The 25,266-nt window shown below is 67.2% G+C and carries 21 protein-coding genes and 3 pseudogenes; 11 read left to right on the plus strand and 13 right to left on the minus strand.

Annotated features, from left to right (window positions below; translation table 11 throughout):
* Positions 1 to 387: 387 nt before the first annotated feature.
* From PL79_RS24580 to PL79_RS37055, 7 genes and pseudogenes are all read right to left on the minus strand, one after another.
* Complete coding sequence (locus PL79_RS24580; protein WP_044848136.1) at positions 388 to 645, minus strand: MoaD/ThiS family protein; 258 nt, start codon at positions 643 to 645, stop codon at positions 388 to 390.
* 70 nt (positions 646 to 715) lie between these two features.
* Positions 716 to 1,279, minus strand: coding sequence for a molybdenum cofactor biosynthesis protein MoaE (locus tag PL79_RS24585; RefSeq protein WP_044848137.1), 564 nt, complete (start codon positions 1,277 to 1,279; stop codon positions 716 to 718).
* A gap of 45 nt (positions 1,280 to 1,324) precedes the next feature.
* Positions 1,325 to 2,443 carry a GTP 3',8-cyclase MoaA gene (gene moaA / locus PL79_RS24590; protein ID WP_044848138.1) on the minus strand — a complete coding sequence of 373 codons (1,119 nt, stop codon included), beginning with the start codon at positions 2,441 to 2,443 and terminating at the stop codon, positions 1,325 to 1,327.
* Positions 2,444 to 2,633: 190 nt separating this feature from the next.
* Positions 2,634 to 3,848 carry a molybdopterin molybdotransferase MoeA gene (locus PL79_RS24600; protein WP_044848139.1) on the minus strand — a complete coding sequence of 405 codons (1,215 nt, stop codon included), beginning with the start codon at positions 3,846 to 3,848 and terminating at the stop codon, positions 2,634 to 2,636.
* Positions 3,848 to 4,051: pseudogene (locus PL79_RS36915) on the minus strand (formate dehydrogenase accessory sulfurtransferase FdhD); the annotation flags it as partial. The pseudogene PL79_RS36915 and the gene PL79_RS24600, both read right to left, overlap by 1 nt.
* A 73-nt stretch (positions 4,052 to 4,124) precedes the next feature.
* Positions 4,125 to 4,460: pseudogene (locus PL79_RS36920) on the minus strand (formate dehydrogenase accessory sulfurtransferase FdhD); the annotation flags it as partial.
* A pseudogene (locus tag PL79_RS37055) lies at positions 4,430 to 5,002 on the minus strand (formate dehydrogenase accessory sulfurtransferase FdhD); the annotation flags it as partial. The pseudogenes PL79_RS37055 and PL79_RS36920, both read right to left, overlap by 31 nt.
* Before the next feature lie 116 nt (positions 5,003 to 5,118).
* On the opposite strand from PL79_RS37055, the gene PL79_RS24615 reads away from it, so the two are divergent.
* The 4 genes from PL79_RS24615 (at position 5,119) to PL79_RS24630 (ending at position 9,071) form a co-directional block, all read left to right on the plus strand.
* Positions 5,119 to 6,519 carry a cytochrome ubiquinol oxidase subunit I gene (locus PL79_RS24615; protein WP_044848141.1) on the plus strand — a complete coding sequence of 467 codons (1,401 nt, stop codon included), beginning with the start codon at positions 5,119 to 5,121 and terminating at the stop codon, positions 6,517 to 6,519.
* Positions 6,520 to 6,522: 3 nt separating this feature from the next.
* On the plus strand, positions 6,523 to 7,530 hold the full coding sequence (gene cydB / locus PL79_RS24620; RefSeq protein WP_044848142.1) for a cytochrome d ubiquinol oxidase subunit II: 1,008 nt from the start codon (positions 6,523 to 6,525) through the stop codon (positions 7,528 to 7,530).
* Between the two features lie 182 nt (positions 7,531 to 7,712).
* A complete protein-coding gene (locus PL79_RS24625) occupies positions 7,713 to 8,633 on the plus strand; it encodes a bestrophin family protein (RefSeq protein WP_044848143.1) in 921 nt (306 codons plus the stop codon).
* 51 nt (positions 8,634 to 8,684) lie between these two features.
* Positions 8,685 to 9,071: a VOC family protein gene (locus PL79_RS24630; RefSeq protein WP_044848144.1), complete on the plus strand. Its 387-nt coding sequence runs from the start codon at positions 8,685 to 8,687 to the stop codon at positions 9,069 to 9,071.
* Positions 9,072 to 9,130: 59 nt separating this feature from the next.
* On the opposite strand, the gene PL79_RS24635 is transcribed toward PL79_RS24630, so the two are convergent.
* Positions 9,131 to 9,484, minus strand: a complete 354-nt coding sequence (locus tag PL79_RS24635; protein ID WP_044848145.1) for a DUF1493 family protein — start codon at positions 9,482 to 9,484, stop codon at positions 9,131 to 9,133.
* A gap of 98 nt (positions 9,485 to 9,582) precedes the next feature.
* Between PL79_RS24635 and PL79_RS24640 the strand changes: the two genes are divergently transcribed.
* Complete coding sequence (locus tag PL79_RS24640) at positions 9,583 to 9,996, plus strand: VOC family protein (RefSeq protein ID WP_044848146.1); 414 nt, start codon at positions 9,583 to 9,585, stop codon at positions 9,994 to 9,996.
* Positions 9,997 to 10,110: 114 nt separating this feature from the next.
* Here the strand turns inward: PL79_RS24640 and trpS are convergent, their stop codons facing one another.
* Together trpS and PL79_RS36245 are read right to left on the minus strand one after the other, a co-directional pair.
* Positions 10,111 to 11,124 (minus strand): tryptophan--tRNA ligase, encoded by a 1,014-nt coding sequence (trpS, locus tag PL79_RS24645; RefSeq protein ID WP_044848147.1) that lies wholly within the window; start codon positions 11,122 to 11,124, stop codon positions 10,111 to 10,113.
* Between the two features lie 210 nt (positions 11,125 to 11,334).
* Positions 11,335 to 11,490 carry a hypothetical protein gene (locus PL79_RS36245; RefSeq protein WP_193759875.1) on the minus strand — a complete coding sequence of 52 codons (156 nt, stop codon included), beginning with the start codon at positions 11,488 to 11,490 and terminating at the stop codon, positions 11,335 to 11,337.
* 535 nt (positions 11,491 to 12,025) lie between these two features.
* Here PL79_RS36245 and PL79_RS24650 point away from each other — a divergent pair.
* From PL79_RS24650 to argE, 5 genes are all read left to right on the plus strand, one after another.
* Complete coding sequence (locus PL79_RS24650; protein ID WP_235879320.1) at positions 12,026 to 12,970, plus strand: SEL1-like repeat protein; 945 nt, start codon at positions 12,026 to 12,028, stop codon at positions 12,968 to 12,970.
* Positions 12,971 to 13,163: 193 nt separating this feature from the next.
* A complete protein-coding gene (locus PL79_RS24655) occupies positions 13,164 to 14,510 on the plus strand; it encodes a flavin-containing monooxygenase (RefSeq protein ID WP_044848148.1) in 1,347 nt (448 codons plus the stop codon).
* A 124-nt stretch (positions 14,511 to 14,634) separates the two neighbouring features.
* On the plus strand, positions 14,635 to 15,072 hold the full coding sequence (locus tag PL79_RS24660) for a RidA family protein (protein ID WP_044848149.1): 438 nt from the start codon (positions 14,635 to 14,637) through the stop codon (positions 15,070 to 15,072).
* Between the two features lie 8 nt (positions 15,073 to 15,080).
* The gene (locus tag PL79_RS24665; RefSeq protein WP_044848150.1) at positions 15,081 to 15,758 is read left to right on the plus strand and encodes a DUF1028 domain-containing protein; all 678 of its coding nucleotides are present in this window, start codon (positions 15,081 to 15,083) and stop codon (positions 15,756 to 15,758) included.
* On the plus strand, positions 15,751 to 16,914 hold the full coding sequence (gene argE, locus PL79_RS24670) for an acetylornithine deacetylase (protein ID WP_044848151.1): 1,164 nt from the start codon (positions 15,751 to 15,753) through the stop codon (positions 16,912 to 16,914). The genes PL79_RS24665 and argE overlap by 8 nt, the downstream gene beginning before the upstream one ends.
* Before the next feature lie 126 nt (positions 16,915 to 17,040).
* On the opposite strand, the gene PL79_RS24675 is transcribed toward argE, so the two are convergent.
* Entirely contained in the window at positions 17,041 to 17,964 is a 924-nt protein-coding gene (locus PL79_RS24675; protein ID WP_044848167.1) for a LysR family transcriptional regulator, read from the minus strand.
* 405 nt (positions 17,965 to 18,369) lie between these two features.
* Between PL79_RS24675 and PL79_RS24680 the strand changes: the two genes are divergently transcribed.
* Positions 18,370 to 19,791, plus strand: a complete 1,422-nt coding sequence (locus PL79_RS24680) for a purine-cytosine permease family protein (RefSeq protein WP_044848152.1) — start codon at positions 18,370 to 18,372, stop codon at positions 19,789 to 19,791.
* A 142-nt stretch (positions 19,792 to 19,933) separates the two neighbouring features.
* On the opposite strand, the gene PL79_RS24685 is transcribed toward PL79_RS24680, so the two are convergent.
* Together PL79_RS24685 and PL79_RS24690 are read right to left on the minus strand one after the other, a co-directional pair.
* Positions 19,934 to 22,213: an FdhF/YdeP family oxidoreductase gene (locus PL79_RS24685; RefSeq protein WP_044848153.1), complete on the minus strand. Its 2,280-nt coding sequence runs from the start codon at positions 22,211 to 22,213 to the stop codon at positions 19,934 to 19,936.
* Between the two features lie 124 nt (positions 22,214 to 22,337).
* The gene (locus PL79_RS24690; protein WP_044848154.1) at positions 22,338 to 25,169 is read right to left on the minus strand and encodes an ATP-dependent Clp protease ATP-binding subunit; all 2,832 of its coding nucleotides are present in this window, start codon (positions 25,167 to 25,169) and stop codon (positions 22,338 to 22,340) included.
* Positions 25,170 to 25,266: the final 97 nt, after the last annotated feature.

Here is a 25,266-nt window from a genome sequence, read left to right on the forward strand (position 1 = left end):
GGATGCAGGTCACGGCAAGTCGCGTGGCTTGATGATCCATTTGCCTGTTTCGTTGGCGGGGTTCATGACAACTTCGTTGCGACCGGAGATGTAGTCGACCCCAATTTGGGGGCTGGATGCAGCCTTTTCGTACGCGCGCATCGCGTTCTACATGACGCCGTTGTTCGGCACGCGCAAAGGCGCGCCGACGACGGCCGAAACCCCGAACCTGCTCGCCCGGCGCGAACGGATGCCCGCGCGTCCGGCCGTGCGGAAAGCGGCCGGCGCGCCGGCCGGCTACCCGACGTCGATCGACTACCCGTCCCGGATTTTCTTCGCGAGCTCGTCTAGCCGCCAGTCAGGCATCGGGCAGCCTAAGCCCGCCGGTCGCCGCCCGATGCGAACGGATCACCCGCCCGTCACCGGCGGGAAAAACGCCACCTCGCTATCCTCCCGCACGACGAATCCCCCGGTCACCATCTCGAGATTCACGGCCGCCCGCACGGGCCGGTCCATCCGCAACGCTTCGCCGCTGCGCGCGTCGCGTGCGGCGAGCGTGCCGCGCAGCGCGTCGACGGTGACCTCGTGCGCATCGATCTCGACGACTTCCTGATCGATATGCAGCTGTTCGCGAATGCTCGCAAAGTATTTGATCGTCAGCTTCATTGAAATGTCCCGGGCGAAATCGGCGGAATGGGCGAAACGGGCGGAATCGGCAACGCATCGACCGGCACGCTCAACCCCATCGCCGCATCGCCTGATCGTCGTGCGCCTTCGGCTCGACCCAGCCGGCCACGCCGTCGTGCCGGATCTCCTTCTTCCAGAACGGCGCATGCGTCTTCAGGAAGTCCATGATGAATTCACACGCATCGAATGCCGACGCACGATGCGCGGCGGCCACCACGACGATCACGACCGGCTGGCCGAGCGGAATGCGCCCGACGCGATGCACGATCCTGACCGCTTCGAGCCGCCAGCGCGCGCTGGCTTCCTCGACGATGCTCCAGAGCGCCTGCTCGGTCATCGTCGGATAGTGCTCGACTTCGAGTGCGATCACGTCGTCGACGTCGCCTTCGTTGCGCACGACACCGATGAAATTCACGACCGCGCCGACATTCGGATTCCGAACGATCGGCGCGATCTCGGTTCCAGCGTCGATCGCCGCGTACTGCACACGCACCTCGAAGCCGGCGGCAATCGCCGGCGGCGGCTCGGCGTGCGGCTCGGCGGGTTCGGCATGGGTGGCGTCACGCGACGGATCGTCGGGTGACGCGGCACGGGATTCGGTGAAACTCGTCATGACGGTTCTCCAGTAAGCGGTGCGCGCCGCCGAGCGCGGCAGCCGTCAGCCGCCGACGAGCGACATGCGCACGGTCGGATAGGTCTTGCCCGACGGCCGGGCCGCACGCGTGGCGCGCCGCTCGGAATAGCGGTCGTCACGCCGCGTCCAGCGCGCGCGCACGGCGTCGGCGAGGTGGTCGACCGATGCGCCGTCGTCGAGCCACGGCCGCAGGTCGGTGCCCTGCATCGCGAACAGGCATGTATAGAGCTGGCCGTCGGCCGACACGCGGGCGCGCGAGCACGTGCCGCAGAACGGATGCGACACGCTCGCGATGAAGCCGACCTCGCCCGCGCCGTCGATGTGCCGGCAGCGGATGGCGGTGGCGTCGTGGCCGGGTTCGCCGACGAGCACGAGCGGATAGCTCGCGTCGATGCGTTCGCGCATCCGCGCGGCCGGCACGACCTTGTCGCCGGACCACGCGCTCGCGCCGCCGACGTCCATGTATTCGATGAAGCGCACGGCCACGCCGCTATGACGGAAGTGGCGCACGAGCGGCAGGATCTGGTCGTCGTTCGCACCGCGCTCGATCACGGCGTTGACCTTCACGGGCGCGAGCCCGGCCGCCTGCGCAGCCTCGATGCCGGCCAGCACGCGCGCGACCGGCACGTCGGTGTCGGTCATCCGGCGGAACACGGCATCGTCGATCGCGTCGAGGCTCACGGTCACGCGCGACAGGCCCGCATCGCGCAGCGTGCGTGCCTTCGCGGCGAGCAGCGAACCGTTGGTCGTCAGCGCGATTTCGACGGGCTTGCCGTCGACGGTCGTCAGCGTCGCGAGCCGTTCGATCAGCGCTTCGAGATTGCGGCGCAGCAGCGGCTCTCCGCCGGTGAGGCGGATCTTCTCGACGCCGAGCGAGACGAACGCGCGCGCGATCTTCTCCAGTTGCGCGAACGACAGCCGCTCGGACGACGGCATGAACGCATAGTCGGGCCCGAAGCTGTCGCGCGGCATGCAATAGCCGCAGCGGAAGTTGCACTGGTCGATGACGGACAGCCGCAGATCGCGCAGCGGCCGCGCGAGCGTGTCGAGCGGGCGGGAGAAGGCGCCGGGCGATGCGCCGCCGGATGCAATGGCGGCCGGAGCGGAAGCGATGGCATTCACGATCGGTTTTTCGACCTGCATGAAGTGAGCGGAGCGGCGTCGCCGATCGGCCGCCTGTGTGCCGACGTGTCGGCGCACGGGTCGTGACGAGCCTCTTCGTGAGGATAGTCCGCCGGATTTTCCCGACAGGGACACAATCCCGCCCGAAATGCAGGAATACAGTTCGTGATCCTGCCTGCACGCAAGGCGGACATGACGCTCATCGGCATGCTCACGCAAGCCAGTGCGCGAAATCGTAATACGGCACCGCGTCGCCGCGCGCGATGCGTCGGCCGGCCGGCAGCCGCGCGAGCCCGCTCGCCTGAACGAGCGATTGCAGCGTGCCGGCGCCTTGTTGCCGCAGCGTATCGAGTACGGGCGCGCCATTGGCGTCGAGGGTGCGGCGCACGCGGACGACGCGCTCGCGCTGCGCATCGGGTTCGACGTCGATGTCGATCGGCAGCGACGGCACGGCCGGCAGGCAGTCGTCGCGCCCCTGCAGGCAGCGGATCAGCGGCGCGACGAACAGCGCGAACGCGGTCATCGCGGCGCCCGGATTGCCGGGCAGCAGCACCACGGGCCGTTCGTCGAGCCGCGCGAGCGCGACCGGCTTGCCGGGTTTCATCCGCACGCCCGACACCACGAACGCGGCGCCGAGCGCGGTCAGCGCGGGACGCAGCAGGTCCTTGTCGCCGACCGATGCACCGCCGACGCAGACGACCAGGTCGCAGCGCGCGGCCATGCCGCGCAGCGCCTGATCGACGGCGGCCGGCGTGTCGGCGGCGTGCTCGCTCGCCGCGACGCCGGCACCGGTTCCCGACACCAGCGCGGCGAGCATCGGCGCGTTGCTGTTGTAGATCTGCTGCGGCGCGCGCGGCTGGCCGCACGGGACGAGCTCGTCGCCGGTCGTCAGGATGCCGACCCGCAGCGGCGGCCGCACGTCGATGCGCGCGCAACCCTGCGCGGCGGCGACGCCGACGTGCATCGCGCCGAGCCGCATGCCGGCCGGCATCAGCAGGGCGCCCGCGCGCACTTCCTCGCCGCGGCGGCGGATATGCGATCCGCTGCGCTGCGGTGTGTCGAACGCAACCCAGCCATCCTGTTCGTGCGCGTGCTCCTGCATCACGACGGTGTCGGCGCCCGGCGGAATCAGGCTGCCGGTAAAGATGCGCGCGGCGGTGCGCGGCGCGAGCGGCGCCGGCGCGTCGCCCGCATAGCAGCGCTGCGCGACGCGCAGCGGCTCGCCGTGTTCGAGGTCCGCGTGACGGACCGCGTAGCCGTCCATCGCGCTCTGGTCGGCGGGCGGCTGGTCGAGCACGGCGGTGAGCGGCGTGGCGAGCACGTGGCCGGCCGCCTGCGCGACCGGGATGGAGACGGCCGCATGCGACGGCGCGAATACGCCGGCGAACTGCCGTTGGGCGGTGTCGAAATCGGTCAGGGGTTTCATCAAGCGGTGAGCGCCTGCGCTTGCGCAGGCGTCGGTTCGGGTAACGGGAGCGGGTCGGGCGACACGTATTCGACGAAGCCGTCGTTGCGGCAGAAGCCGAGCAGCCGCACGCCGGCTTCGCGGGCGACGTCGATCGCGAGCGAGGTCGGCGCCGAGATCGTCGCGATCATCGGGATGCCGACGCGTGCCGCCTTGCGCACGAGCTCGTAGCTCGCCGCGGCTGGACAGGAACACGAAGCCCGCGCCCAGGTCGGCGCGGCGCCGCGCGAGCCGGCCGATCAGCTTGTCGAGCGCGTTGTGGCGGCCGACGTCCTCGACGACTTCCAGCAACGTGCCGTCGCGCTCGCACCACGCGGCCGCGTGGATGCCGCCGGTCGCGTGCATCAGCGGCTGCGCTGCGGCAGGCGCGGCGCGCGCGCGACGGCGTCGGCGCCGATGCCGGCCGCCGCGCCCGCGCCGCGAGGCGCGGCGGATGCAGGTCGAGCTGCGCGATGCTTCGATCCCGCAGACGCCGCAGCCGGTGCGGCCGGCCAGCGCGCGCCGGTGCGCTTCAGCGCCATGAACGCCTGCTGCGCCACGGTGAGCCGCACTTCGGCGCTGCCGGGCCGGCATTCGCTTTCGATATCGAAGACGTCCGACGCGCGCTCGACGATCCCTTCGCTCAGCGCGAAGCCGAGGCCGAACGCGTCGAGGTCGATCGGCGTCGCCATCATCACCGTGTGCGCGATGCCGTTGAATACGAGTGCAACCGGCGTTTCGTCGACGACGCGATCGACGGTGTCCCGCGCGTCGCCGGCACGATGACGCGTCACATGACACGCGCGGGTGCCGGCCGGATCGTCGGGGCGGTCGCTGGGCTCCATGCGGGTTTCTCCAGGGGGATCGGCCGGCGCGGGCGCCGGGCGATCGAAACGGATTCTGCAGGGGCGGTGCGCGGGGTCGCGCTCGCTCGCCACGGGCAGGCCAGGAGCCGATGGTACGGGCGTTCGGCGGTGCCGCGGATGCACAGCGTTGCAGAGCGGAAAGCAGTACAGCTGAGGGCCTCGCGGCGCCGAAACGGGTTTTCCGTACACACATCTTCGGCCCCGGGGAAAGCACAGTTTCAGCGCACGTCCGCGCGATTGCGAGTATCGTCTGAAACGCGATATCGTCATTCACGCTTCGTTGCCGTGCACTGCGATCCGTCGTTGTGTGCACGTGCCGTCGCGAAGCCGTCGCGCGATTTCCTGCTTCGAGCTGACGTCCTCACAACCACGAGCAAATTACGGTCATGGAAATCTTCGATGCGTTCCATCTCGCCCGATTGCAATTCGCGTTCACGGTGTCGTTCCACATCGTGTTTCCGGCGATCAGCATCGGCATGGCGAGCTTCCTGGCGGTGCTGGAGTGGCGTTATCTCGTCACCGGCGACGCCGCCTACAAATCCATGTTCCAGTTCTGGTCGAAGATCTTCGCGATCGGCTTCGGGATGGGCGTCGTCTCCGGCGTCGTGATGGCCTACGAGTTCGGCACGAACTGGGCGGGCTTCTCGCGCGTCGCGGGCAACATCACCGGCCCGCTGCTCACGTACGAAGTCCTGACGGCCTTCTTCCTCGAAGCCGGCTTCCTCGGCGTGATGCTGTTCGGCTGGCAGCGCGTCAGCCCGCGCGCGCACTTCTTCGCGACGCTGATGGTCGCGGTCGGCACGCTGATCTCGACGTTCTGGATCCTCGCGTCGAACAGCTTCATGCAGACGCCGCAGGGCTACAAGATCGAGAACGGGCTCGTCGTGCCGGTCGACTGGTTCAAGATTATCTTCAACCCGTCGTTCCCGTATCGCCTCGTGCACATGACGATCGCCGCGTTCATCGTCGCGGGCTTCATCGTCGCCGCGTGCGGCGCGTGGCACCTGCTGAAGGGGCGCCGCGACGAGCCGGTCAAGCGCAGCTTCTCGATGGCGCTTTGGATGCTGCTGCTGCTCGCGCCGATCCAGATCGTCGTCGGCGACGCGCACGGGCTGAACACGCGCGAATACCAGCCGGCGAAGATCGCGGCGATCGAGGGGCTGTGGGAAACCGAGAAGGGCGGCACCGCGCTGAACCTCGTCGGGCTGCCCGACATGCAGGCCGAGACGACGCGCTATGCGATCCAGGTGCCGCACCTCGGCAGCCTGATCCTCACGCACAGCTGGAGCGGCGAGATTCGCGGGCTGAAGGAATTCCCGGCGCAGGACCGTCCGTATTCGCCGATCGTGTTCTGGACCTTCCGGATCATGGCCGGCCTCGGGATGCTGATGCTGCTCACCGCGCTGCTCGGCCTGCTGCTGAGAAAGGGCGGACGCCTGTATGAAACGCGCTGGTTCCAGTGGTTCGTCGTGTGCATGGGGCCGTCGGGCATCGTCGCGCTGCTGGCCGGCTGGATCACGACCGAGGTCGGGCGGCAGCCGTGGACCGTCTACGGCGTGCTGCGCACCGTCGATTCGGTCGCGCCGCTCAGCGCGCAGCAGGTCGGCGTGTCGCTGCTGATCTTCGTGGTCGTGTATTTCCTGGTGTTCGGAACGGGTATCTACTACATGCTGAACCTGATGAAGCGCGGACCGGCTGCCCACGCCGGATACATCGAGCTGCACCGGCATCCGGGGCTGCGCAAGAGCGCGCTGTCCACGCCGCTGAACGTCACCGAAGCGGAGTAAGCCATGCAGATCGATCTTCCTGTCGTGTGGGCCGCGATCATCGGCCTCGGCGTGTTCCTCTACGTGATGCTGGACGGCTTCGACCTCGGCATCGGCCTGCTGTTTCCGTTCTTCGACGCCAAGGTCGAACGCGAAGTCATGCTGAATACCGTCGCGCCGGTGTGGGACGGCAACGAGACCTTTCTGGTGCTCGGCGGCGCGGGCCTGTACGGCGCATTCCCGGTCGTCTACTCGACGCTGTTGCCGGCGAACTACCTGCCGCTGATCCTGATGGTGGTCGGGCTGATCTTCCGCGGCGCGGCGTTCGAGTTGCGCGCGAAGGCGAACCGCACGCAACACCTGTGGGATCTCGCGTTCATCGGCGGCTCCGCGCTGGCCGCGTTCTGCCAGGGCGTCACGCTGGGTTCGCTGTTGCAGGGCATCCGGATCGTGAACAACCAGTTCGCGGGCGGGCCGTTCGACTGGCTGTCGCCGTTCAGCCTGTTCTGCGGGATCGGCGTGCTCGTCACCTATGCGACGCTCGGCTGCGGCTGGCTGATCCTGAAGGTCGACGGTGAATTGCAGCGCAAGATGCGCGTGCTGATGAAGCCGCTCGCGGGCGTGCTGCTCGCCGTGATGGGCGTGGTCAGCCTGTGGACCGTGATCGGGCTGCCGGCCGTCGCGCACCGCTGGTTCGGCAGCGGCAACCTCGGCTGGTTCCTGCCGGTGCCGGTCCTCGTCGTCGCATGCGTGTGGGGCATCTTCCATACGCTGAAGCGCCGGCACGAGGCAACGCCGTTCCTGCTGACGCTCGCGCTCGTGTTCCTCGGCTATACCGGCCTCGTGATCAGCATCTGGCCGAACATCGTGCCGCCGTCGCTGACGATCTGGGATGCGTCGTCGAGCCATTCGAGCCAGCTGTTCGCGCTCGTCGGCACCGTGATCGTGCTGCCGATCATCCTCGTGTACAACGCGTTGCAGTACCGCGTGTTCCGCGGCAAGGTGCGCGAGGGCGACGCCGGCTATCACTGACCGGCGCGGCCGGTGACGGCGCGCGGTGTGCGGCGTGCGCGGGCGTATCATCTCGCGCAGCCGCCGTGCGGCTCGTCACCCGGCCCGGTAGCGATCGGACAGCGGCCCGCCACGCGCGGGCCGTCGCACATCGGGCGGCGGCGCTCCGCATTGCGTATTTCCTTGGCAGTCGAGACAACACCATGATCGTCAGACCACGACAAAACTGGCTCAGGATGCTGTTCGTATGGAACGGCTCCGTGCTGCAGTCGATCATTCCGCAACTCGGGTTCATGGCGGTCGTCAGCACGCTGGCGGTCTTCACGAACGGGCGCATCTTCGGCGAGAAGATTCCGCTGAACACCGCGCCGTTCACGCTGTTCGGGCTCGCGCTCGCGATCTTTCTCGCGTTTCGCAACAACGCGAGCTTCGAGCGCTTCAAGGAGGCGCGGCTTCTGTGGGGCAACCTGCTGATCGCCGCGCGCACCGTCACGTCGCAACTGCGGCGCTACCTGCCCGACAGCGTCGGCGACGCGGAGTGCAACCGGCTCGCCGATCTGCTGATCGCGTTCACGTATGCGCTGAAGCATCAGCTGCGTCATACCGATCCGGCGCAAGACCTGCAGCGGATTCTCGGCGCCGAGCGCGCCGCCGCGTTCGCGCACAAGTGCTACCAGCCCGTCGCGATTCTCGACGAACTGCGCGGCGGGATCGTCCGCGCGCTGGGCCGCGCGCCCGGCAGCGACGCGACGTGCTGGATGTTCGATGCGCAGCTGGTCGAACTCGGCAAGGCGGTGGGCGGCTGCGAGCGGATCCTGACGACGCCGATTCCGTTCTCGTACAGCGTGCTGCTGCATCGCACCGTCTATGCTTATTGCGTGCTGCTGCCGTTCGGCCTCGTCGATTCGACGGAGTTTTTCACGCCGCTGATTTGCGTGTTCATTTCGTACACGCTGATCGCGCTCGAAGCGATCGCGAACGAGGTCGCGGAGCCGTTCGGCCTCGCGCCGAACGCGCTCGCGCTCGATGCGATGGCGCGCACGATCGAACGGTCGGTGCTCGAGCTGGGCGATCGCGCGATGCCGGAGGAATTCGTGCCGGCATCGACGTATCAGATCACGTGAGCGGCACGGCGACGACGCGCGCGGCGGCACGCGTGATTCGGAGAACATCACATGCGCATCTACGTGACGAGCATCTTTGTCGACGATCAGGACAAGGCACTCGCGTTCTATACCGACACCCTCGGCTTCCGGTTGAAGAACAACGTGCCGGTGGGCGAGTACCGCTGGCTGACGGTCGTGTCGAAGGACCAGCCTGACGGCACCGAGCTGATGCTCGAGCCGAGCCATCATCGCGCGGTCGGGCCTTATCGTCAGGCGCTCTACGAGGACGGCATTCCGGCGGCGTCGTTCCAGGTCGACGATCTCGACGCGGAGTTCGCGCGGCTCGACGCGCTCGGCGTGCGCTTCACGCTGGCGCCGATGGACGCGGGGCCCGTGCGCGTCGCGGTGCTCGACGATACGTGTGGCAACCTCGTGCAGCTGATGCAGATGAAGTGACGCGTGGCGCGCGCGGTGTTCGACGCGCCGATCAAAGCGTCGGTGACGCTGCGTGAGGTTCAGTTCCTGATCGCATCCGCGTCCCACGCACCCAGCGCGATGGCTTTGCCCAGCATGCCGACGGTCAACGCGTCTCGATCGAACGTATGGGGCTTCCTGAGAATGAACTTGCGAACCAGGTGATACAGGAGCCCTTCACCCTCCATCAGGAAGTAACGCCCGAAATCGCAGTCGCCGCGATCCACACCGAATCGCGCGAAGAAGCGCTCCATGAAGATGTCCGCGTCGTCTCCGGTTTGTCCGAGATCGTCGGCGATCGAGGTCTCCGCGGTAATCCGCTGTTTGCTCGATACTGCCGCCTCCTCGCGAACGAATGCTTCCAGTGCTTCCCAAATGTGGCGGTCGTCCGTCATGGAATCCTGTCCTCCGGTTTTGCGATCTGGTTGTACCGGTAGCCGGTTCGAAGTGACATGTTTGTGTAGACTCGTGCTCGTTCAACGGAGCCAATCCCATGCAACTTCTCGACCACGTGTCCATCGGCGTTCCTGATATCGACCGGGCACGCCCCTTCTACGACGGTGTCATGGCCGCACTAGGCGCGGCCAAGGTTTACGACCGGCCCAACGCACTCGGCTATGGCGAACGCTGCAATGCAAACGACACCGCCTCGACTTTCCTGGCCGTGTATCTCGATCCCGCCGAAGTCGGAACGAGCAAGCGGCACTGGTGCTTCAAGGCCGCTTCTCGCGAGCAGGTACATGCATTTTTCGAGGCAGGGCTCTGCGCGGGCGGGCAGTCCGACGGCGATCCCGGATTGAGGCCGCATTATCACGCCGACTACTACGCGGCGTTTCTCGTCGACCCTGCCGGCAACCGGATCGAGGCCGTGTGCCACGCAGCGCCGTCGGCGCACGAGCGGTCGTGACGGTGCTTGCGGACGACTGACCGCGGCTTCGCGGTGTGCCGGTGGACATCGGGGTAAGCGCGGCGCCGGCATCGTGCCACGCCACGCCGCCCGGCCGCGTTTGCCGCGCACGGCTCAATCGAAATACGTGAGCCCCATCGCGCCTTTCACCTCGGCCAGCGTCGCGCCGGCCACCTCGCGCGCATGCATCGTGCCGCGCTTCAGGATCGCCATCACCTCCGCCTTGTCCGCCTCGAATTCGCGGCGGCGCGCACGGATCGGCTCGATCAGCGCCTGCAGCCGCTCGTTCAGCACGCGCTTGACGACGCTGTCGCCGAGGCCGCCGCGGCGATAGTGCGCCTTCAGTTCGTCGACCTTCTGCACGTCGGGCTCGAACGCGTCGAGGAACGTGAACACGACGTTGCCTTCGACCTGGCCGGGATCGCTGACGCGCAGGTGGTTCGGGTCCGTGTACATGTCCTTCACGGCCTGCGTGATCTCGTCCGGCGTCGAGCCGAGCGTGATCGCGTTGCCGAGCGACTTGCTCATCTTCGCCTTGCCGTCGATGCCCGGCAGCCGCGTGACCGCCGACAGCACGGCCTCGCATTCCACCAGCACCGGCTTGTCGACCGTCGCGTTGAAGCGGCGCACGAGTTCGTTGGTCTGTTCGATCATCGGCAACTGGTCGTCGCCGACCGGCACGTGCGTCGCCTTGAACGCGGTGATGTCGGCGGCCTGGCTGACGGGGTAGGTCAGGAAGCCGGCCGGGATGTCGCGCTCGAAGCCGCGCAGGCGGATCTCTTCCTTGATGGTCGGATTGCGCTCGAGGCGCGCGACCGTCACGAGGTTGAGCAGGTATTGCGACAGCTCGGCGAGCTCGGGCACCTGCGACTGGACGACGATCGTCGAGATCGCCGCGTCGATGCCGACGGCCAGGTAGTCGAGCGCGACCTCGATCACGTTCTCGGTGACGCGCTGGCGACGGCCCATGTTGTCGGTCAGCGCCTGCGTGTCGGCGAGCAGCAGGAACTGCGTCGCGTCGTGCTGCATCTGCACGCGCGCGCGCAGCGAGCCGATGTAGTGGCCGAGATGCAGCGGGCCGGTCGTGCGGTCGCCGGTGAGGATGGTCGGTCGGGTCGGGTGCGTCATGGTGTGGATTGGCTCCGGGTTATCGAAGCCACCAGCCATGATTCGGGCGCAGAAACGACAATGCCGCCATGGCTGGCGGCATCACGTTCGGGACATGCAAAAGGAAACGGGCCGCCTGGGTCAGGCGCGCCACCAGCGATGCACGTTCGGCGAGGCAGGTTTGGTTTCCATTGCGCGAGTATAGCGTAGTGCGGGGATGGGCGTGCTGCGTCAGCGTATGACCGACTCCATCGCGAGGTAGGCGGTTTCGGCCGACGGCCACAGCAGGTACAGCAAGCCGGCCATCAACAGCAGCGCGCCGGCGCGTACCAGCGGCGTGCGGTCGATCTCGCCCAAGGTGCGGATGTGCTGCTTGAGTTTCTTCATGCTTGCAGGCGCAACGTGCGCTACTCCAACGGTTGCTGCAACGGGTCGGGTGGGGCCGACGCCGGGGTGTTGCGGGGTTCGACGGGGGGCTGAGCCGGTGGCTCGGCGCGGCAAGGGATCGCGTGCGGGAGATCGAAAAGGGGAACGATCAGGTGCGCCGGATGCGTCTCGCCTAGTGATGCGCATCCTACCAGTTCGACGGCGTGCGCATAGTCAAGAATTGTGGGGTGGGGGACAGGTTAAAGGGACGCAACGTAAAATCAGCGGCATATGAACGGAGATGCTGTCCCGACTGCGGACCATTGCCGACGGCCCATGAAATTGCCGGATGAGGGCCTTGTCAGCAGGCCGTTTGTGCCGTTCCATACTGCGCACGTGACCGTGCATTCATTTCTTGTCGTGCAAGGTATTCGATATCGTGCGAATTCGATTGCGTCTGATTACCGCGGACCGTGGCCGGCAGATCCGATTGGCTTCCGTTCTTCTGATCGTTGGATGTGCCGCCTGTTCAAGGAACGATTCGCTTCCTCGCAACATGTCGCTGACTGCGTTCAATCCGCACCGCGAAGCGTTCGAATGCAAGCATGAAGCCGACGTTGTTCCTCGGATCGATCCAGAGGCAGATCGTTGGAATACGCGAGCGATCGCGCTCACCAGTTCGTTGCTGTGGCCGGATCAGCGCGACTATAGGGGGGCCGTCGAGTTATGGGCGAAGGCCGCCGAGCGCAAACACTGGAAGGCGATGCTGAATCTGGCGAATGCGTATGCTCGCGGCGAAGGCGTGGATGGTGATTCCGAACATGCTGTTCAAATCGCTGAACAGGCGATGAAACTCGGCATTCCGGCGGCCTACGATCTGATGGGCACGTATTACATGGACGGGATGGGGGTGAAGCAGGATGCGAGCAGAGCCTATGCATTCTGGCAACTGGCTGCGGATATGGGGAGTCCGAATGCGATGGCATATCTTGGGGGCAAGATGGACGCGATTTATGACGATCCCAAAGCAGGCTTTTGGGGTAATCGCAAGATTGCGCTTCAAATGCTGGAATGCGGTGTCGCGCAGGGTAACGGGCGTGCAGCATATGAACTGGGGACGACGATCATCGGTGATCGCCCAGAATTGGGCGAGAACAACCAACGTGCACTCAAAACCTTGCATGCGGGTGTGAAATTTGGGAGCGCCGAAAGTGCCGGATGGTTGAGCGCTTCATTTGGCAAGGGTGATCCGTTGGTCGGCCATGTCAAGGACGAGGCACGCGCCGAACGCTACGGAATTCTCGCCGACCGCCTCGAGCGCGATCCGGACCTTCGTCTGCCAAACCTTGACAAGGTCGTGCCGCTGCCGCCGGCCAAACTGCCCAAGTGGGACGGCAACAAAGCGACATTGATCGATGCGGCGAAACCGGCGCTGCCGGTTTCGGACACGCTTCCCGTTTCCGCCGGGCATCGCATCGACCGTGCACATACGCAGGAATAGCGTTGGGCAGTCTGGGCCGAACGCGGTGCTCTATGCCCGTTCCGCCAGCCGTGCTCGATCGCCCCAGCTTTTTTCTCGTCAACAACCACAAAAATGATCGTTTCGCCCTAGCGAGCCTGTCAGCAGAATGTCTCCATTCCCCCTCGCGCGACGACACGAGCATCGCCGCGAGCCGCACTTCAAGGAGACAGCCGTGGCAGTGGAAACAACCTCAATCGATACGCTGGTCGTCGGGGCCGGCCAGGCCGGCGTGGCCATGAGCGAGCACCTGGGCAAGCTCGGCGTGCCGCATCTCGTGCTGGAACGCGACCGCATCGCCGAGCGCTGGCGCACCGGGCGTTGGGATTCGCTGGTCGCGAACGGCCCCGCGTGGCACGACCGCTTTCCGGGCCTCGAATTCGACGGCCTCGATCCCGATGCGTTCGCCACGAAGGACCAGGTCGCCGACTATTTCGAAGCCTATGCGCGCAAGTTCGACGCGCCGATCCGCACCGGCGTCGAAGTGAAGAACGTCGTGCGCAACACGGGCAAGCCGGGGTTCATCGTCGAAACCTCGGAGGGCACGATCGAGGCGAACCGCGTGGTCGTCGCGACGGGCCCGTTCCAGCGTCCGGTCATCCCGCCGATCGCGCCGGACGACGCCAGCCTCGTGCAGATCCACTCCGCCGACTATCGCAATCCGGCGCAATTGCCGGACGGTGCGGTGCTGGTGGTCGGCGCGGGTTCGTCGGGCGTGCAGATCGCCGACGAGCTGCAGCGCGCGGGCCGGCAGGTCTACCTGTCGGTCGGCCCGCATGACCGCCCGCCGCGCGCGTATCGCGGCCGCGATTTCTGCTGGTGGCTCGGCGTGCTCGGCGAATGGGACAAGGAAGTCGCGACGCCCGGACGCGAACACGTGACGATCGCGGTGAGCGGTGCGCGCGGCGGCCACACGGTCGATTTCCGCGCACTCGCGCACCAGGGCGTGACGCTCGTGGGGCTGACGAAATCGTTCGACGGCGGCGTCGCGGTGTTCGAACGCGATCTCGCGGTCAATCTCGCCCGCGGCGACGAGAACTACCTGTCGCTGCTCGACGCGGCCGACGCATACGCGGCACGCAACGGCCTCGACCTGCCCGAGGAACCAGAAGCGCGCCGCATCCTGCCGGATCCGGATTGCGTCGCGCAGCCGATCCTCGCGCTCGACCTGGCCGGCGCCGGCGTCACGTCGATCGTCTGGGCGACGGGCTACGCGGTCGACTACGGCTGGCTGAACGTCGACGCGTTCGCCGCGAATGGCAAACCGCAGCATCAGCGCGGCGTGTCGAAAGAGCCGGGCATCTATTTCCTCGGACTGCCGTGGCTGTCGCGACGCGGCTCCAGCTTCATCTGGGGCGTGTGGCACGATGCAAAACATATCGCTGACCACATCGTCACGCAGCGCAAGTACCTCGACTATCACGACGCGTCGCGACGCCGCGCCGAGACGCGCACCGCGCACGACGACACGGCGCACACGGCGCAGGTCGATGCCTGCCCGCTCGTCGACGCGATCGACTGATACGCGCTCACGCCACGGCCCGCGCGCGGCAAGCAGCCCGGACGCGGCGCCCTCGCTACAACCCGAACCCGCCGCGACAGCTTCCGCTGCGGCGGGCGCACCCACCGTCAATCGAAGGACCTCGATGAGCCAGCCTACCCACACCCGTATCCGCATGTTCAACACGAAGGATACCTACCCGAACCAGACGCTCGACAACGACCTGTGCCAGGCCGTGCGCGCCGGCAATACCGTGTACGTGCGCGGTCAGGTCGGTACCGATTTCGACGGCAACCTGATCGGCCTCGGCGATCCGCGCGCGCAGGCCGGGCAGGCGATGAAGAACGTGAAGCAGCTGCTGGAGGAAGCCGGCAGCGACATCACGCACATCGTGAAGACGACGACCTACCTGATCGACCCGCGCTATCGCGAGCCGGTGTACCAGGAAGTCGGCAAGTGGCTGAAGGGCGTCTATCCGATCTCGACGGGGCTCGTCGTGTCGGCGCTCGGCCAGCCGCAGTGGTTGATGGAGATCGACGTGATCGCCGTGATCCCGGACAACTGGCAGCCGAACCGCGCATAGGAGCCGACATGACTTTCTCCATCGTCGGGCGCTGCCCGGAAACGGGCCAGCTCGGGATCGCGATCAGCTCGTCGAGCATCGCGGTGGGCGCACGCTGCCCTTGGGTGCGCGCGGGCGTCGGCGCGGTCGCGACGCAGAACATCACGCTGCCGGCGCTGGGCCCGCAGATCCTCGATCTGATCGAGCATCGGCAACTCGCGCCGGCCGCCGCGCTCGACCACGCGCTCAGCGCGAACGGCTGGAGCCAGTACCGGCAGGTCACGGTGATCGACGGGCAGGGGCAGACCGCGTGCTTCACCGGCAAGGAAGCGCTCGGCACGCACCATGCGGTGCAGGGCGAGCAATGCGTGGCGGCCGGCAACCTGCTGGCCGCGCCGGCCGTGATCGATGCGATGGCGCGCGCGTTCGAGCAGGCGCCCGGGCTGCTGGCCGATCGCCTGCTGGCCGCGATGCACGCGGCGATCGCGGCGGGCGGCGAGGCCGGGCCCGTGCATTCGGCCGCGCTGAAGGTGGCCGGCGACGTGACCTGGCCGATCGTCGACCTGCGCGTCGACTGGGCCGATGCCGATCCGATCGGGCAGCTCGATGCGCTGTGGCACGCGTATCGCCCGCAGATGCAGGATTACCAGACGCGCGCGCTGAACCCGACCGCCGCGCCGAGCTACGGAGTGCCGGGCGATGAGTGACACGTCGAGCCGCGCACTGCTCGAGCGGCTGATCGGCTTCGCGACGGTCAGCCGCGATTCGAACCTCGCGATGATCGAATTCATCCGCGATTATCTCGGCGGCTTCGGCGTCGAGAGCGAGCTGTTCTACAACGCGGAACGCACGAAGGCGAGCCTGTACGCGACGATCGGGCCGCGCGATCGCGGCGGCATCGCGCTGTCGGGCCATACCGACGTGGTGCCGGTCGACGGGCAGGCGTGGACGGTCGAGCCGTTCCGGCTGACCGAACGCGACGGCCGGCTGTACGGGCGCGGCACGGCCGACATGAAGGGCTTCATCGCGTCGGTGCTCGCGGCGGTGCCGGCGTTCGTCGCGCGGGCATCGAGCCTGCCGGTGCATCTCGCGTTTTCCTACGACGAGGAAGTCGGCTGTCTCGGCGTGCGGCCGATGCTCGACGCGCTGGCCGCGCGCGCGCACCGGCCGCGCCTGTGCCTGATCGGCGAGCCGACCGAACTGAAGCCGGTGCTCGGTCACAAGGGCAAGCTCGCGATGCGTTGCCACGTGAAGGGCGCGGCGTGCCACTCGGCGTACGCGCCGCTCGGCGTCAACGCGATCGACTACGCGGCGAAGCTGATCGGCCGGCTCGGCGAGATCGGCGCGGCGCTCGCGCGGCCCGAGCATCGCGACAACCGTTTCGATCCGCCGTTCTCGACCGTGCAGGCGGGACTGATCAAGGGCGGCCGCGCGCTGAACATCGTGCCGGCCGAATGCGAGTTCGACTTCGAGGTGCGGGCGCTGCCGGCGTTCGATGCGAACGACGTGCCAAGGAAGCTGCAGGATTATGCGGAATCCGAACTGTTGCCGAAGATGCACGCGGTGCAGCCCGATACCGACATTCGCCTGGAGCCGCTCGGCGCGTATCCGGGGCTCACTACGTCGCCGGACAGCGAAGCCGCGCGGCTGCTCGCGATGCTGAGCGGCTCCGACGCGTTCGGCACGGTCGCGTTCGGCACCGAGGGCGGGCTGTTCGGGCAGGCCGGCATTCCGACCGTCGTGTGCGGGCCGGGCAGCATGGACCAGGGGCACAAGCCCGACGAGTTCGTCACGGTCGAACAGCTGCACGGATGCGACGCGATGCTCGCCCGGCTTGCGGCGTATCTCGCTGAAGCGGGTTGATTCGATCGATCCGCACGACTCAGCCGACTCAGCGGATTCAGTCGACTGAGTCGGTCGGGTAGTCCTGCCGCTAACTGCACACCGCACGCTGCGCGCCCCCCGGCGCGTGCGTCTTTCCCCGTCGTTCTACCGCACCGATTCCGTGACGATCTGCGCAAGTCGCTCGCGGCAGAACTCGACGAACGACTGCGCCTGCTTCGTCAGTTGCCCGCGTTTGAGCCGTGCGCTCACGAGCCCCGACGGGCTGACCGTTTCGCTGAGGGCGATCGTCACGACGCGCCGGCCGTCGTACGTGTATTCGGAATGCGGCCGCGTGACGAGCAGCGAGAAGCCGAACCCCTGGCCGACCATCCCGCGCACCATCTCGATCGACGGCGAAGCGAACACGATGTTCGGCGTGAGCCCGAGTTCGTGAAACAGGCTGACGAAGTATGTTCGGCTCGGCAGCACGTCGAGCAGGATCATCGGCTCGACGCAGAGGTCGCGCAGCGAGACGTGCGACTGGCCCGCGAACCGGTGGTTCTCCGGCAGCAGCACGTACGGCTGCTGCGCCGGCATCAGCGGCTCGGTTTCGATCGTGCCGTCGAGATCGTGATCGTAGAGGAACGCGAGATCGAAGGTGCCGGCCGTGAGGCCCTGCACGAGCTCCTGCTGGTCGCCGTCGCGCAGCCGGATGTTGACGCCCGGGTAGCGCTCGCGAAAGCCCGCGATCAGTTGCGGCAGGTAGAGCGGGGCGACGGTCTCGAAGCAGCCGATATCGATCTGGCCGGTGACCACGTCGTTGTCGGCGAGCGCATTCTGTTCGAATTCGTGCGCGATGCGCAGCAGTTCCTGCGCCTTCCGGTAGAAACGCGTGCCGCTCGGCGTCAACGACACGCCCTGCGCGTGATGGCGGATGAACAGCTTCACGCCGAAACTCTCCTCGAGCCCCTTGATCGCGCTGGAGATCGACGGCTGCGCGATGAAGAGCTGGCGCGACGCCTCGGCGACGCTGCCGGATTCCACCGTCGTCACGAAATATTTCAGTTGCCGCAAAGTGTAGTGAGCCACGAGCACCTCTGTTACCGCTGTTACCCCTGATACCCCTGTTACTCGGCTCCGGCGCGTACGCGTCGCCGGCGCGCGCAACCGGGCCATCGTTTCGGGTAGCACCTTAACCGAAGAAAATCGGCGCCGCCGCTTCCGCTGCAGAGCTTTTTCGTATGTCCCGGAAATATTTTTAGTATTTTCCGGTCGCCGCATGCGTGGCGCACCATCGTCTCCAATCCGGATCGCGACAAAAGCGCGCACGCACCGGCGGGGCATGTCATCCGTCCACGCGCGTAGTGGCGTAGTGGGTGCCGGCGCGCCGATCGGCGTCGCCCGCGTGTCCGGACCCGATTGCAGGCGCGCGCACGGTCGCGCGCCGGCTGAAACGGCACGCGCGCATCGCCGCGCAGCACAGGAGACTTCGCCATGACGACCGCGGACCGCAACGCGTCCCCCATGATAGAGAAACACACGATCGGCTACGTGCCGCCCGCAGAACGCCACGGCAAGGTGCGCGACCTGTTCACGCTCTGGTTCGGCGGCAACATCGCGCCGCTGCCGATCGTGACCGGCGCGCTCGGCGTGCAGCTCTTTCACCTGAACCTGATGTGGGCGATCGTCGCGATCGTCGTCGGCCAGGCGGTCGGCGGCGTGCTGATGGCGCTGCATTCGGCGCAGGGGCCGCAGATGGGCATCCCGCAGATGATCCAGAGCCGCGCGCAGTTCGGCTCGTGGGGCGCGCTGCTCGTCACGGTGATCGCGGCGGTGATGTACGTCGGCTTCTTCGCGTCGAACATCGTGCTGGCCGGCAAGTCGGTGCACGGCATCGCGTCGTCGGTGCCGGTGCCCGTCGGCATCGTGATCGGCGCGGTGGGGTCCGGGCTGATCGGGATCGTCGGCTACCGGTTCATCCACATCCTGAACCGGATCGGCACATGGGTGCTCGGCATCGGCATCGTGGTCGGCTTCTGGATGATCCTGTCGCACGTGAGCACCGCCGATTTCCTCACGCGCGGCGGCTTCGATTTCGCCGGGTGGCTGGCAACGGTGTCGCTGTCCGCGCTGTGGCAGATCGCGTTCGCACCGTACGTGTCGGACTATTCGCGCTACCTGCCGGAAGACGCCGGCGTCGCGTCGACGTTCTGGGCGACCTATCTCGGCTGCACGATCGGCTCGACGCTCGCGTTCATCTTCGGCGCGGTCGCGGTGCTCGCGGTGCCGGCCGGCGCGGACACGATGGACGCGGTCAAGCAGGCGACGGGCCCGCTCGGCCCGCTGATGCTGGTGCTGTTCCTGCTGAGCGTGATCAGCCACAACGCGCTGAACCTGTACGGCGCGGTGCTCGCCGTCATCACGTCGGTGCAGACCTTCGCGTACAAGTGGATTCCGACCGCGAAGACGCGCGCGGTGGTGTCGGTGGTGATCTTCATCGCGTGCTGCTACGCGGCGATCGGCGCGTCGACCAACTTCGTCGGCAATCTCGTCGATCTCGTGCTCGCGCTGCTCGTCGTGCTGGTGCCGTGGACGGCGATCAACCTGATCGACTTCTACGTGATCCACAAGGGCAAGTACGACATCCAGTCGATCTTCATGGCGGACGGCGGCGTGTACGGCCGCTTCAATCCGCAGGCGCTGCTCGCGTATGCGATCGGGATCGTCGTGCAGATCCCGTTCATGAACACGCCGATGTATGCGGGCCCGATTCCCGCGCATCTCGGCGGCGCCGACCTGTCCTGGCTCGTCGGGCTCGCGCTGACGTCGCCGCTGTACTACTGGCTCGCGACGCGCGACAGCGCATACCGTCGCCGGCAGACGGGCGCGGCTCTGCCGCCGTCGGCGGCGCGGTAAGGCGCGTGCCGTTCGCCACGTGAAAACGAAGCGGCCGCCGCATCGGAGGCGATGCAGCGGCGGGGAGGCGGGGCGGCAGGCAGGTTCGGCGTCACGGCATGTCGCATGCGTGCCGGACGTCGCGAACCTGCCCGCCCGCGGATCACACGACCGCGGAACGCGCGACCCTCACCGGCACCGACTTGTACGACGGCGTGCCGCTTTCCTTGTCGATGTAATCGAGCGGCACGAGCACGTTCGCCTCCGGATAGTACGCGCCGACCGACCCTGGCGCGATGTCGTACTCGATCGCGGTGATCTTCTCGAGGCGCAGCGTGCGGCCCGAGGCGGTGATCGTCTCGATGTCGACGAGGTCGCCGTGTTCGAGCCCGTACTTCGCGAGATCCGCCGCGTTCATGAACAGCACGTCGCGCCGCCCGAACACGCCGCGATAGCGGTCGTCGAGCCCGTAGATCGTCGTGTTGTACTGGTCGTGGCTGCGCAGCGTGATCAGCCGCAGCACCTGCTCGGCGCCGAGCACGTCCGCGTCTTCCTTCACGCCCGTGTAGACCGAGAACATCGCCTTGCCGGTCGGCGTGGGCCACACGCGCTCGGTGGGCGGCAGCGGCAGGCGGAAGCCGCCCGGCGTGCGGATCCGTTCGTTGAACGCCTCGAAGCCGGGCACCGTCTTGTCGATCAGGTCGCGGATGCGGTCGTAGTCGGCGATCAGGTCGAGCCACGCGACCTTGCTGTTCGGCAGCGTCGCATGCGCGATCCCTGCGACGATCGCGGGCTCCGAGCGCAACGCGTCGGACGCCGGCTTGAGCTTGCCGGCCGACGCGTGGACCATCGACATCGAATCCTCGACGGTGATCGATTGCCGGCCGCTCGCCTGCATGTCGAGCTCGGTGCGGCCGAGCACGGGCAGGATGTAGGTTTCCTTCGCAACCAGCAGATGCGAGCGGTTCAGCTTCGTGCCGAGATGCACGCTGAGATCGAGCTTCGCCATCGCGGGGAACGACAGCTCGGGATCGGGCAGCGCGACCGCGAAGTTGCCGCCGAGGCACAGCAGCGCCTTGGCCTGGCCGTCGACCATCGCCTGCATGGCCTGCACGGCGTCGTGCCCGTGATGCGCGGGCGGCTTGAAGCCGCACACGTCCTCGATCTTCTGCAGGAACTCGGCCGACGGCTTCTCGGTGATGCCGACCGTGCGGTTGCCCTGCACGTTCGAGTGGCCGCGCAGCGGGCACACGCCCGCGCCGGGCTTGCCGAAGTTGCCGCGCATCAGCAGCAGGTCGGCGATCAGGCGCACGGTCGCGGTGCCCTTGTTGTGCTGCGTGACGCCCATCCCGTACGTGACGATCGTCGCGTTCGATTTCGCATAGGCGAGCGCGACCTGCTCGAGCTGCGCCTGGCTCAGGCCGCTCGCGCGCTCGATGTCGTCCCACGACGTGGCCTGCAGGTCGGTGGAGAACGCGTCGAAGCCGCTGGTGTGCTGCGCGATGAAGTCGCGGTCGAGCACGTCGCCGCGCTCGGCCTCGAGCTGCAGCAGCGCCTTCATGATGCCCTTCAGCGCGGCCGCGTCGCCGCCCGCGTCGACCTGGTAGTACGTCGACGCGATGCGCGTCGAACCGAACGACGCCATCTCGATCATGTCCTGCGGATCGGCGAAGCGTTCGAGCGCGCGCTCGCGCAACGGGTTGAACACGATGATCGGCACGTTGCGGCGCGAGCACTCGTGCAGCGTGCCCATCATCCGCGGATGGTTCGTGCCGGGGTTGTGGCCGATCGAGATGATCAGCTCGCAGTGGTCGAAATCCTCCAGCGAGACGGTGCCCTTGCCGATCCCGATCGACTGCGGCAGGCCGACGCTGGTCGGCTCGTGGCACATGTTCGAGCAGTCGGGGAAGTTGTTGGTGCCGAGCTCGCGCGCGAACAGCTGATACAGGTACGCGGCTTCGTTCGACGCGCGCCCCGACGTATAGAACTCGACCTGCTCGGGCGGCAGCGCGCGCAGCACTTCGCCGATCCGCGCGAACGCGTCGTCCCATTCGACCGCGCGGAACGTGTCGGTCGCGCGATCGTAGACGAGCGGATGCGTGAGCCGGCCCATGTTCTCCAGCTCGTAGTCGGACATCCGCAGCAGCGACGACACGGTGTTCGCCGCGAAGAACTCGGGCGTCACGCGCTTGGTCGTGGCCTCCCACGTGACGGCCTTCGCGCCGTTCTCGCAGAACTGGAACGTCGACTTGTGTTCCTTGTCGGGCCACGCGCAGCCGGGACAGTCGAAACCGTCGGGCTGGTTGGTCCGCATCAGCACGATCGGCGCCTCGATGGTTTCCATCTGCGTGCGCACGGCCTCGGCTGTCGCGCGAAGCGCGCCCCAACCGCCGGCGGGCCCATCGTACTTCCTGATGCCTGGCACTTCGCGTCGATTTGTCATGTGAATCTCCATGAGCCGGGCCCGCTGCGGGGTGGCTCGGGTTGCGCCGCGTCGCGGCGTGGGGCGGCGCCGTCCGGCGGACGGCGCCGGTCATGCGGGCCCAGGCATCCGGGCCCGCGTGGTATCAGTGCGCGTCCTTCTTCGCACCGGACGACTTCTTGCCGGATGCCTTCGCGACGGGCGGCGGCGTATCGGCCTTTGCTTCGTCATCCTTTTCATCGGCCGATGCCTTCGCGGCCTTGCCGTTCGGCCTGGCCTTGCCGTCGGCGTCCTGCTTCGCGTCCTTCGCATCAGGCGGCGCGAGCTTGTTGAACGTCACCGTGTCGCCGGCCGGGTCGTAGTCGACTTCGACGCGGTCGCCCGACTGAAGCTTGTCCGCGAGGATTTCCTTCGCGAGCTTCGTTTCGATGATCTGCCGAACTTGCCGCTTCAGTTCGCGCGCGCCGAACTCCGGCTGGTAGCCGGCTTCGGTCAGGTGTTCGACGAGCGAGTCGCCCATCACGAGCGTGATGTCCTGCGCGGCGGCGGTGCGCACCACGCGGTCGAGCTGGATCTGCACGATCGAGCGGATGTTCTCCTTCGACAGCGCATGGAACACGATCACCTCGTCGATCCGGTTCAGGAACTCGGGGCGGAAATGGCCCTTCAGCACCTGCATCAGCTGCTCGCGGATCGCCTTGTCGGTCTTGCGCGCGGCTTCCGGCTGCGTGAGGTTGTCCATGATGATCGCGGCGCCGAGGTTGCTCGTCGCGATGATGATCGTGTTGCTGAAGTCGACCACGCGGCCCTTGCCGTCGGTCAGCCGGCCGTCGTCGAACACCTGCAGCAGCACGTTGTAGACGTCCGGATGGGCCTTCTCGATCTCGTCGAGCAGGATCACGCTGTACGGGCGGCGCCGCACGCGCTCGGTGAGCTGGCCGCCTTCGTCGTAGCCGACGTAGCCGGGCGGCGCGCCGATCAGCCGCGCGACCGCGTGCCGCTCCATGTACTCGGACATGTCGATGCGGATGATCGCCTGCTCGTCGCCGAACACGGTCTCGGCCAGCGCCTTCGCGAGCTCGGTCTTGCCGACGCCGGTCGGCCCGAGGAACAGGAACGTCGCGATCGGCCGGTGCGTCTGGCCGAGCCCGGCACGCGACAGCCGCACCGCGTCGCTGACGGCGACCACCGCGTCGTTCTGGCCGACCACGCGCTCGCGCAGCTGCTCCTCCATCTTCAGCAGCTTCTGGCGCTCTTCCTGTGTAAGCTCGGACACCGGAATGCCGGTCAGCCGCGACACGACTTCGGCGACCGATTCGACGGTCACCTCGAGCGTCTCGGAACCGGTCTTGCGTTGCCACGCTTCCATCTTTTCGTCGAGCGACTTCTGCTTCTCGTTGATCTGTTCTTCGAACTGCTTCGCTTCGTCGAAGCGCTTGCGCGACGTCGCGTAGTCCTGCTCGCGCTTCAACTGCGCGATCTGCGCTTCGCCTTCCTGGATGTCGACGGGGCGCGACGTCGCGCCGATCCGCACGCGCGCGGCGGCCTGGTCGATCAGGTCGATCGCCTTGTCGGGCAGGAAGCGCGCGGTGATGTAGCGATCGGCGAACTCGGCGGCCGCGACGAACGCGTCGTCGGCGAACGTCACCTGATGGTGTGCCTCGAGGCTGTCGCGCAGCCCGCGCAGGATCACGATCGTCTGCTCGACGCTCGGCTCCGGCACGAACACCGGCTGGAAGCGCCGCTCCAGCGCCGCGTCCTTCTCGATGTGCTTCTGGTATTCGTTCAGCGTGGTCGCGCCGATCAGGCTCAGCTCGCCGCGCGCGAGCGCCGGCTTCAGCACGTTCGCGATGTCGAGCCCGCCTTCGCCGCCGCCCTGGCCCGCGCCGACGATCGTATGCAGCTCGTCGATGAACAGGATCAGTTCGTCGTGCTTCGCGGTCACTTCGTCGATCAGCTGCTTCGCGCGCTCCTCGAATTCGCCGCGATACTTCGCGCCGGCGACCATCGAGTTGATGTTGACTTCGACGAGCCGCTTGCCGCGCAGCACTTCGGGCACGTCGCCGTTCACGATTCGCTGCGCGAGGCCTTCGACGATCGCGGTCTTGCCGACACCCGGCTCGCCGATCAGCACCGGGTTGTTCTTCTTGCGGCGCGCGAGCACCTCGATCGTGCTTTCGATTTCCTGCGCGCGGCCGAGCACCGGGTCGAGCTTGCCCTGGCGCGCGATCGCGGTGAGGTCGCGGCCGAACTTGTCGAGATTCGGCGTGCCGGTCGGCGCGTCGACTCGGCCATCTTCCGCACCCTTGCCGACGACCTTCACGACCTTCTGGCGCAGCGCCTCGGGCGTCACGCCGTATTTCTTCAGCAGCGTGCCGGCGATGCTGTCCGGCACCGACGCGAGACCGATCAGCAGGTGCTCGGGGCCGATGTACGAGTGACCGAGGTCGCGCGACGCCTGGAACGCGTACTGCACGGCCTTCTTCACGCGCGGCGAGATCGACAGCTTGTCGAGCGACGCATCGGGGGAGGCCGTGCCGGTATGCGCGTGCTCGTCGATGTACGACTTGATGTCCTGCGGCGACAGCTTCAGTTCCTTCAGCAGCGCCGCGCACACGTCGGTGTCCGCGAGCGCGTACAGCAGGTGTTCGGTGTCGAGTTCGCCGCGGCGCAGCTCGTGCGCCTTCTCGGCCGCGCGCTGCAGCAGTTCGAGCGTCTGCTCGCTGAACGCGTCGGTCGGGTCGACCGACTCGCGCGGAATCTCCGCGGCAAGCGGCGACGTGTCGCCGGACTCGCCGAACAGCGACGACGCGCCGCCGCCCAGCAGCGAGTCGAACGGGTTCAGCATGCTCTGATGCCGCATCAGCTGGCGGAAGTGGTAGTCGCAGATCGAGATCGTCTTGCGCTCGCCGTCCTGCATCACGGTGGCGCGCGCGACGGCCGGCCGGGCGTGACAGATGTCGCAAAGTGCGGGCATGGTGGTCTGGCTCCTGTCAATGAACGTGAATCGAAACGGAAGTCCCGATGCGCGAGGGCACCGGGACGTGCCTGCCGCTCGACGCGACCGGCGGCGC

Origin of the sequence: Burkholderia sp. USMB20 (assembly GCF_000949135.2) — a bacterium.
Taxonomy (GTDB): Bacteria; Pseudomonadota; Gammaproteobacteria; order Burkholderiales; family Burkholderiaceae; genus Burkholderia.

Bases quoted from the DNA above. Each gene is read 5' to 3' on its own strand.
- PL79_RS24640 (WP_044848146.1), top strand. From the start codon at position 9,583: ATGCAACTTCTCGACCACGTGTCCATCGGCGTTCCTGATATCGACCGG.
- PL79_RS24680 (WP_044848152.1), top strand. From the start codon at position 18,370: ATGACGACCGCGGACCGCAACGCGTCCCCCATGATAGAGAAACACACG.
- PL79_RS24660 (WP_044848149.1), top strand. From the start codon at position 14,635: ATGAGCCAGCCTACCCACACCCGTATCCGCATGTTCAACACGAAGGAT.
- PL79_RS24690 (WP_044848154.1), bottom strand. From the start codon at position 25,169: ATGCCCGCACTTTGCGACATCTGTCACGCCCGGCCGGCCGTCGCGCGC.
- PL79_RS36245 (WP_193759875.1), bottom strand. From the start codon at position 11,490: ATGAAGAAACTCAAGCAGCACATCCGCACCTTGGGCGAGATCGACCGC.
- PL79_RS24630 (WP_044848144.1), top strand. From the start codon at position 8,685: ATGCGCATCTACGTGACGAGCATCTTTGTCGACGATCAGGACAAGGCA.
- PL79_RS24685 (WP_044848153.1), bottom strand. From the start codon at position 22,213: ATGACAAATCGACGCGAAGTGCCAGGCATCAGGAAGTACGATGGGCCC.
- PL79_RS24615 (WP_044848141.1), top strand. From the start codon at position 5,119: ATGGAAATCTTCGATGCGTTCCATCTCGCCCGATTGCAATTCGCGTTC.
- PL79_RS24665 (WP_044848150.1), top strand. From the start codon at position 15,081: ATGACTTTCTCCATCGTCGGGCGCTGCCCGGAAACGGGCCAGCTCGGG.
- PL79_RS24625 (WP_044848143.1), top strand. From the start codon at position 7,713: ATGATCGTCAGACCACGACAAAACTGGCTCAGGATGCTGTTCGTATGG.
- trpS (WP_044848147.1), bottom strand. From the start codon at position 11,124: ATGACGCACCCGACCCGACCGACCATCCTCACCGGCGACCGCACGACC.
- PL79_RS24580 (WP_044848136.1), bottom strand. From the start codon at position 645: ATGAAGCTGACGATCAAATACTTTGCGAGCATTCGCGAACAGCTGCAT.
- PL79_RS24585 (WP_044848137.1), bottom strand. From the start codon at position 1,279: ATGACGAGTTTCACCGAATCCCGTGCCGCGTCACCCGACGATCCGTCG.
- moaA (WP_044848138.1), bottom strand. From the start codon at position 2,443: ATGCAGGTCGAAAAACCGATCGTGAATGCCATCGCTTCCGCTCCGGCC.
- PL79_RS24650 (WP_235879320.1), top strand. From the start codon at position 12,026: ATGTCGCTGACTGCGTTCAATCCGCACCGCGAAGCGTTCGAATGCAAG.
- argE (WP_044848151.1), top strand. From the start codon at position 15,751: ATGAGTGACACGTCGAGCCGCGCACTGCTCGAGCGGCTGATCGGCTTC.
- cydB (WP_044848142.1), top strand. From the start codon at position 6,523: ATGCAGATCGATCTTCCTGTCGTGTGGGCCGCGATCATCGGCCTCGGC.
- PL79_RS24635 (WP_044848145.1), bottom strand. From the start codon at position 9,484: ATGACGGACGACCGCCACATTTGGGAAGCACTGGAAGCATTCGTTCGC.
- PL79_RS24600 (WP_044848139.1), bottom strand. From the start codon at position 3,848: ATGAAACCCCTGACCGATTTCGACACCGCCCAACGGCAGTTCGCCGGC.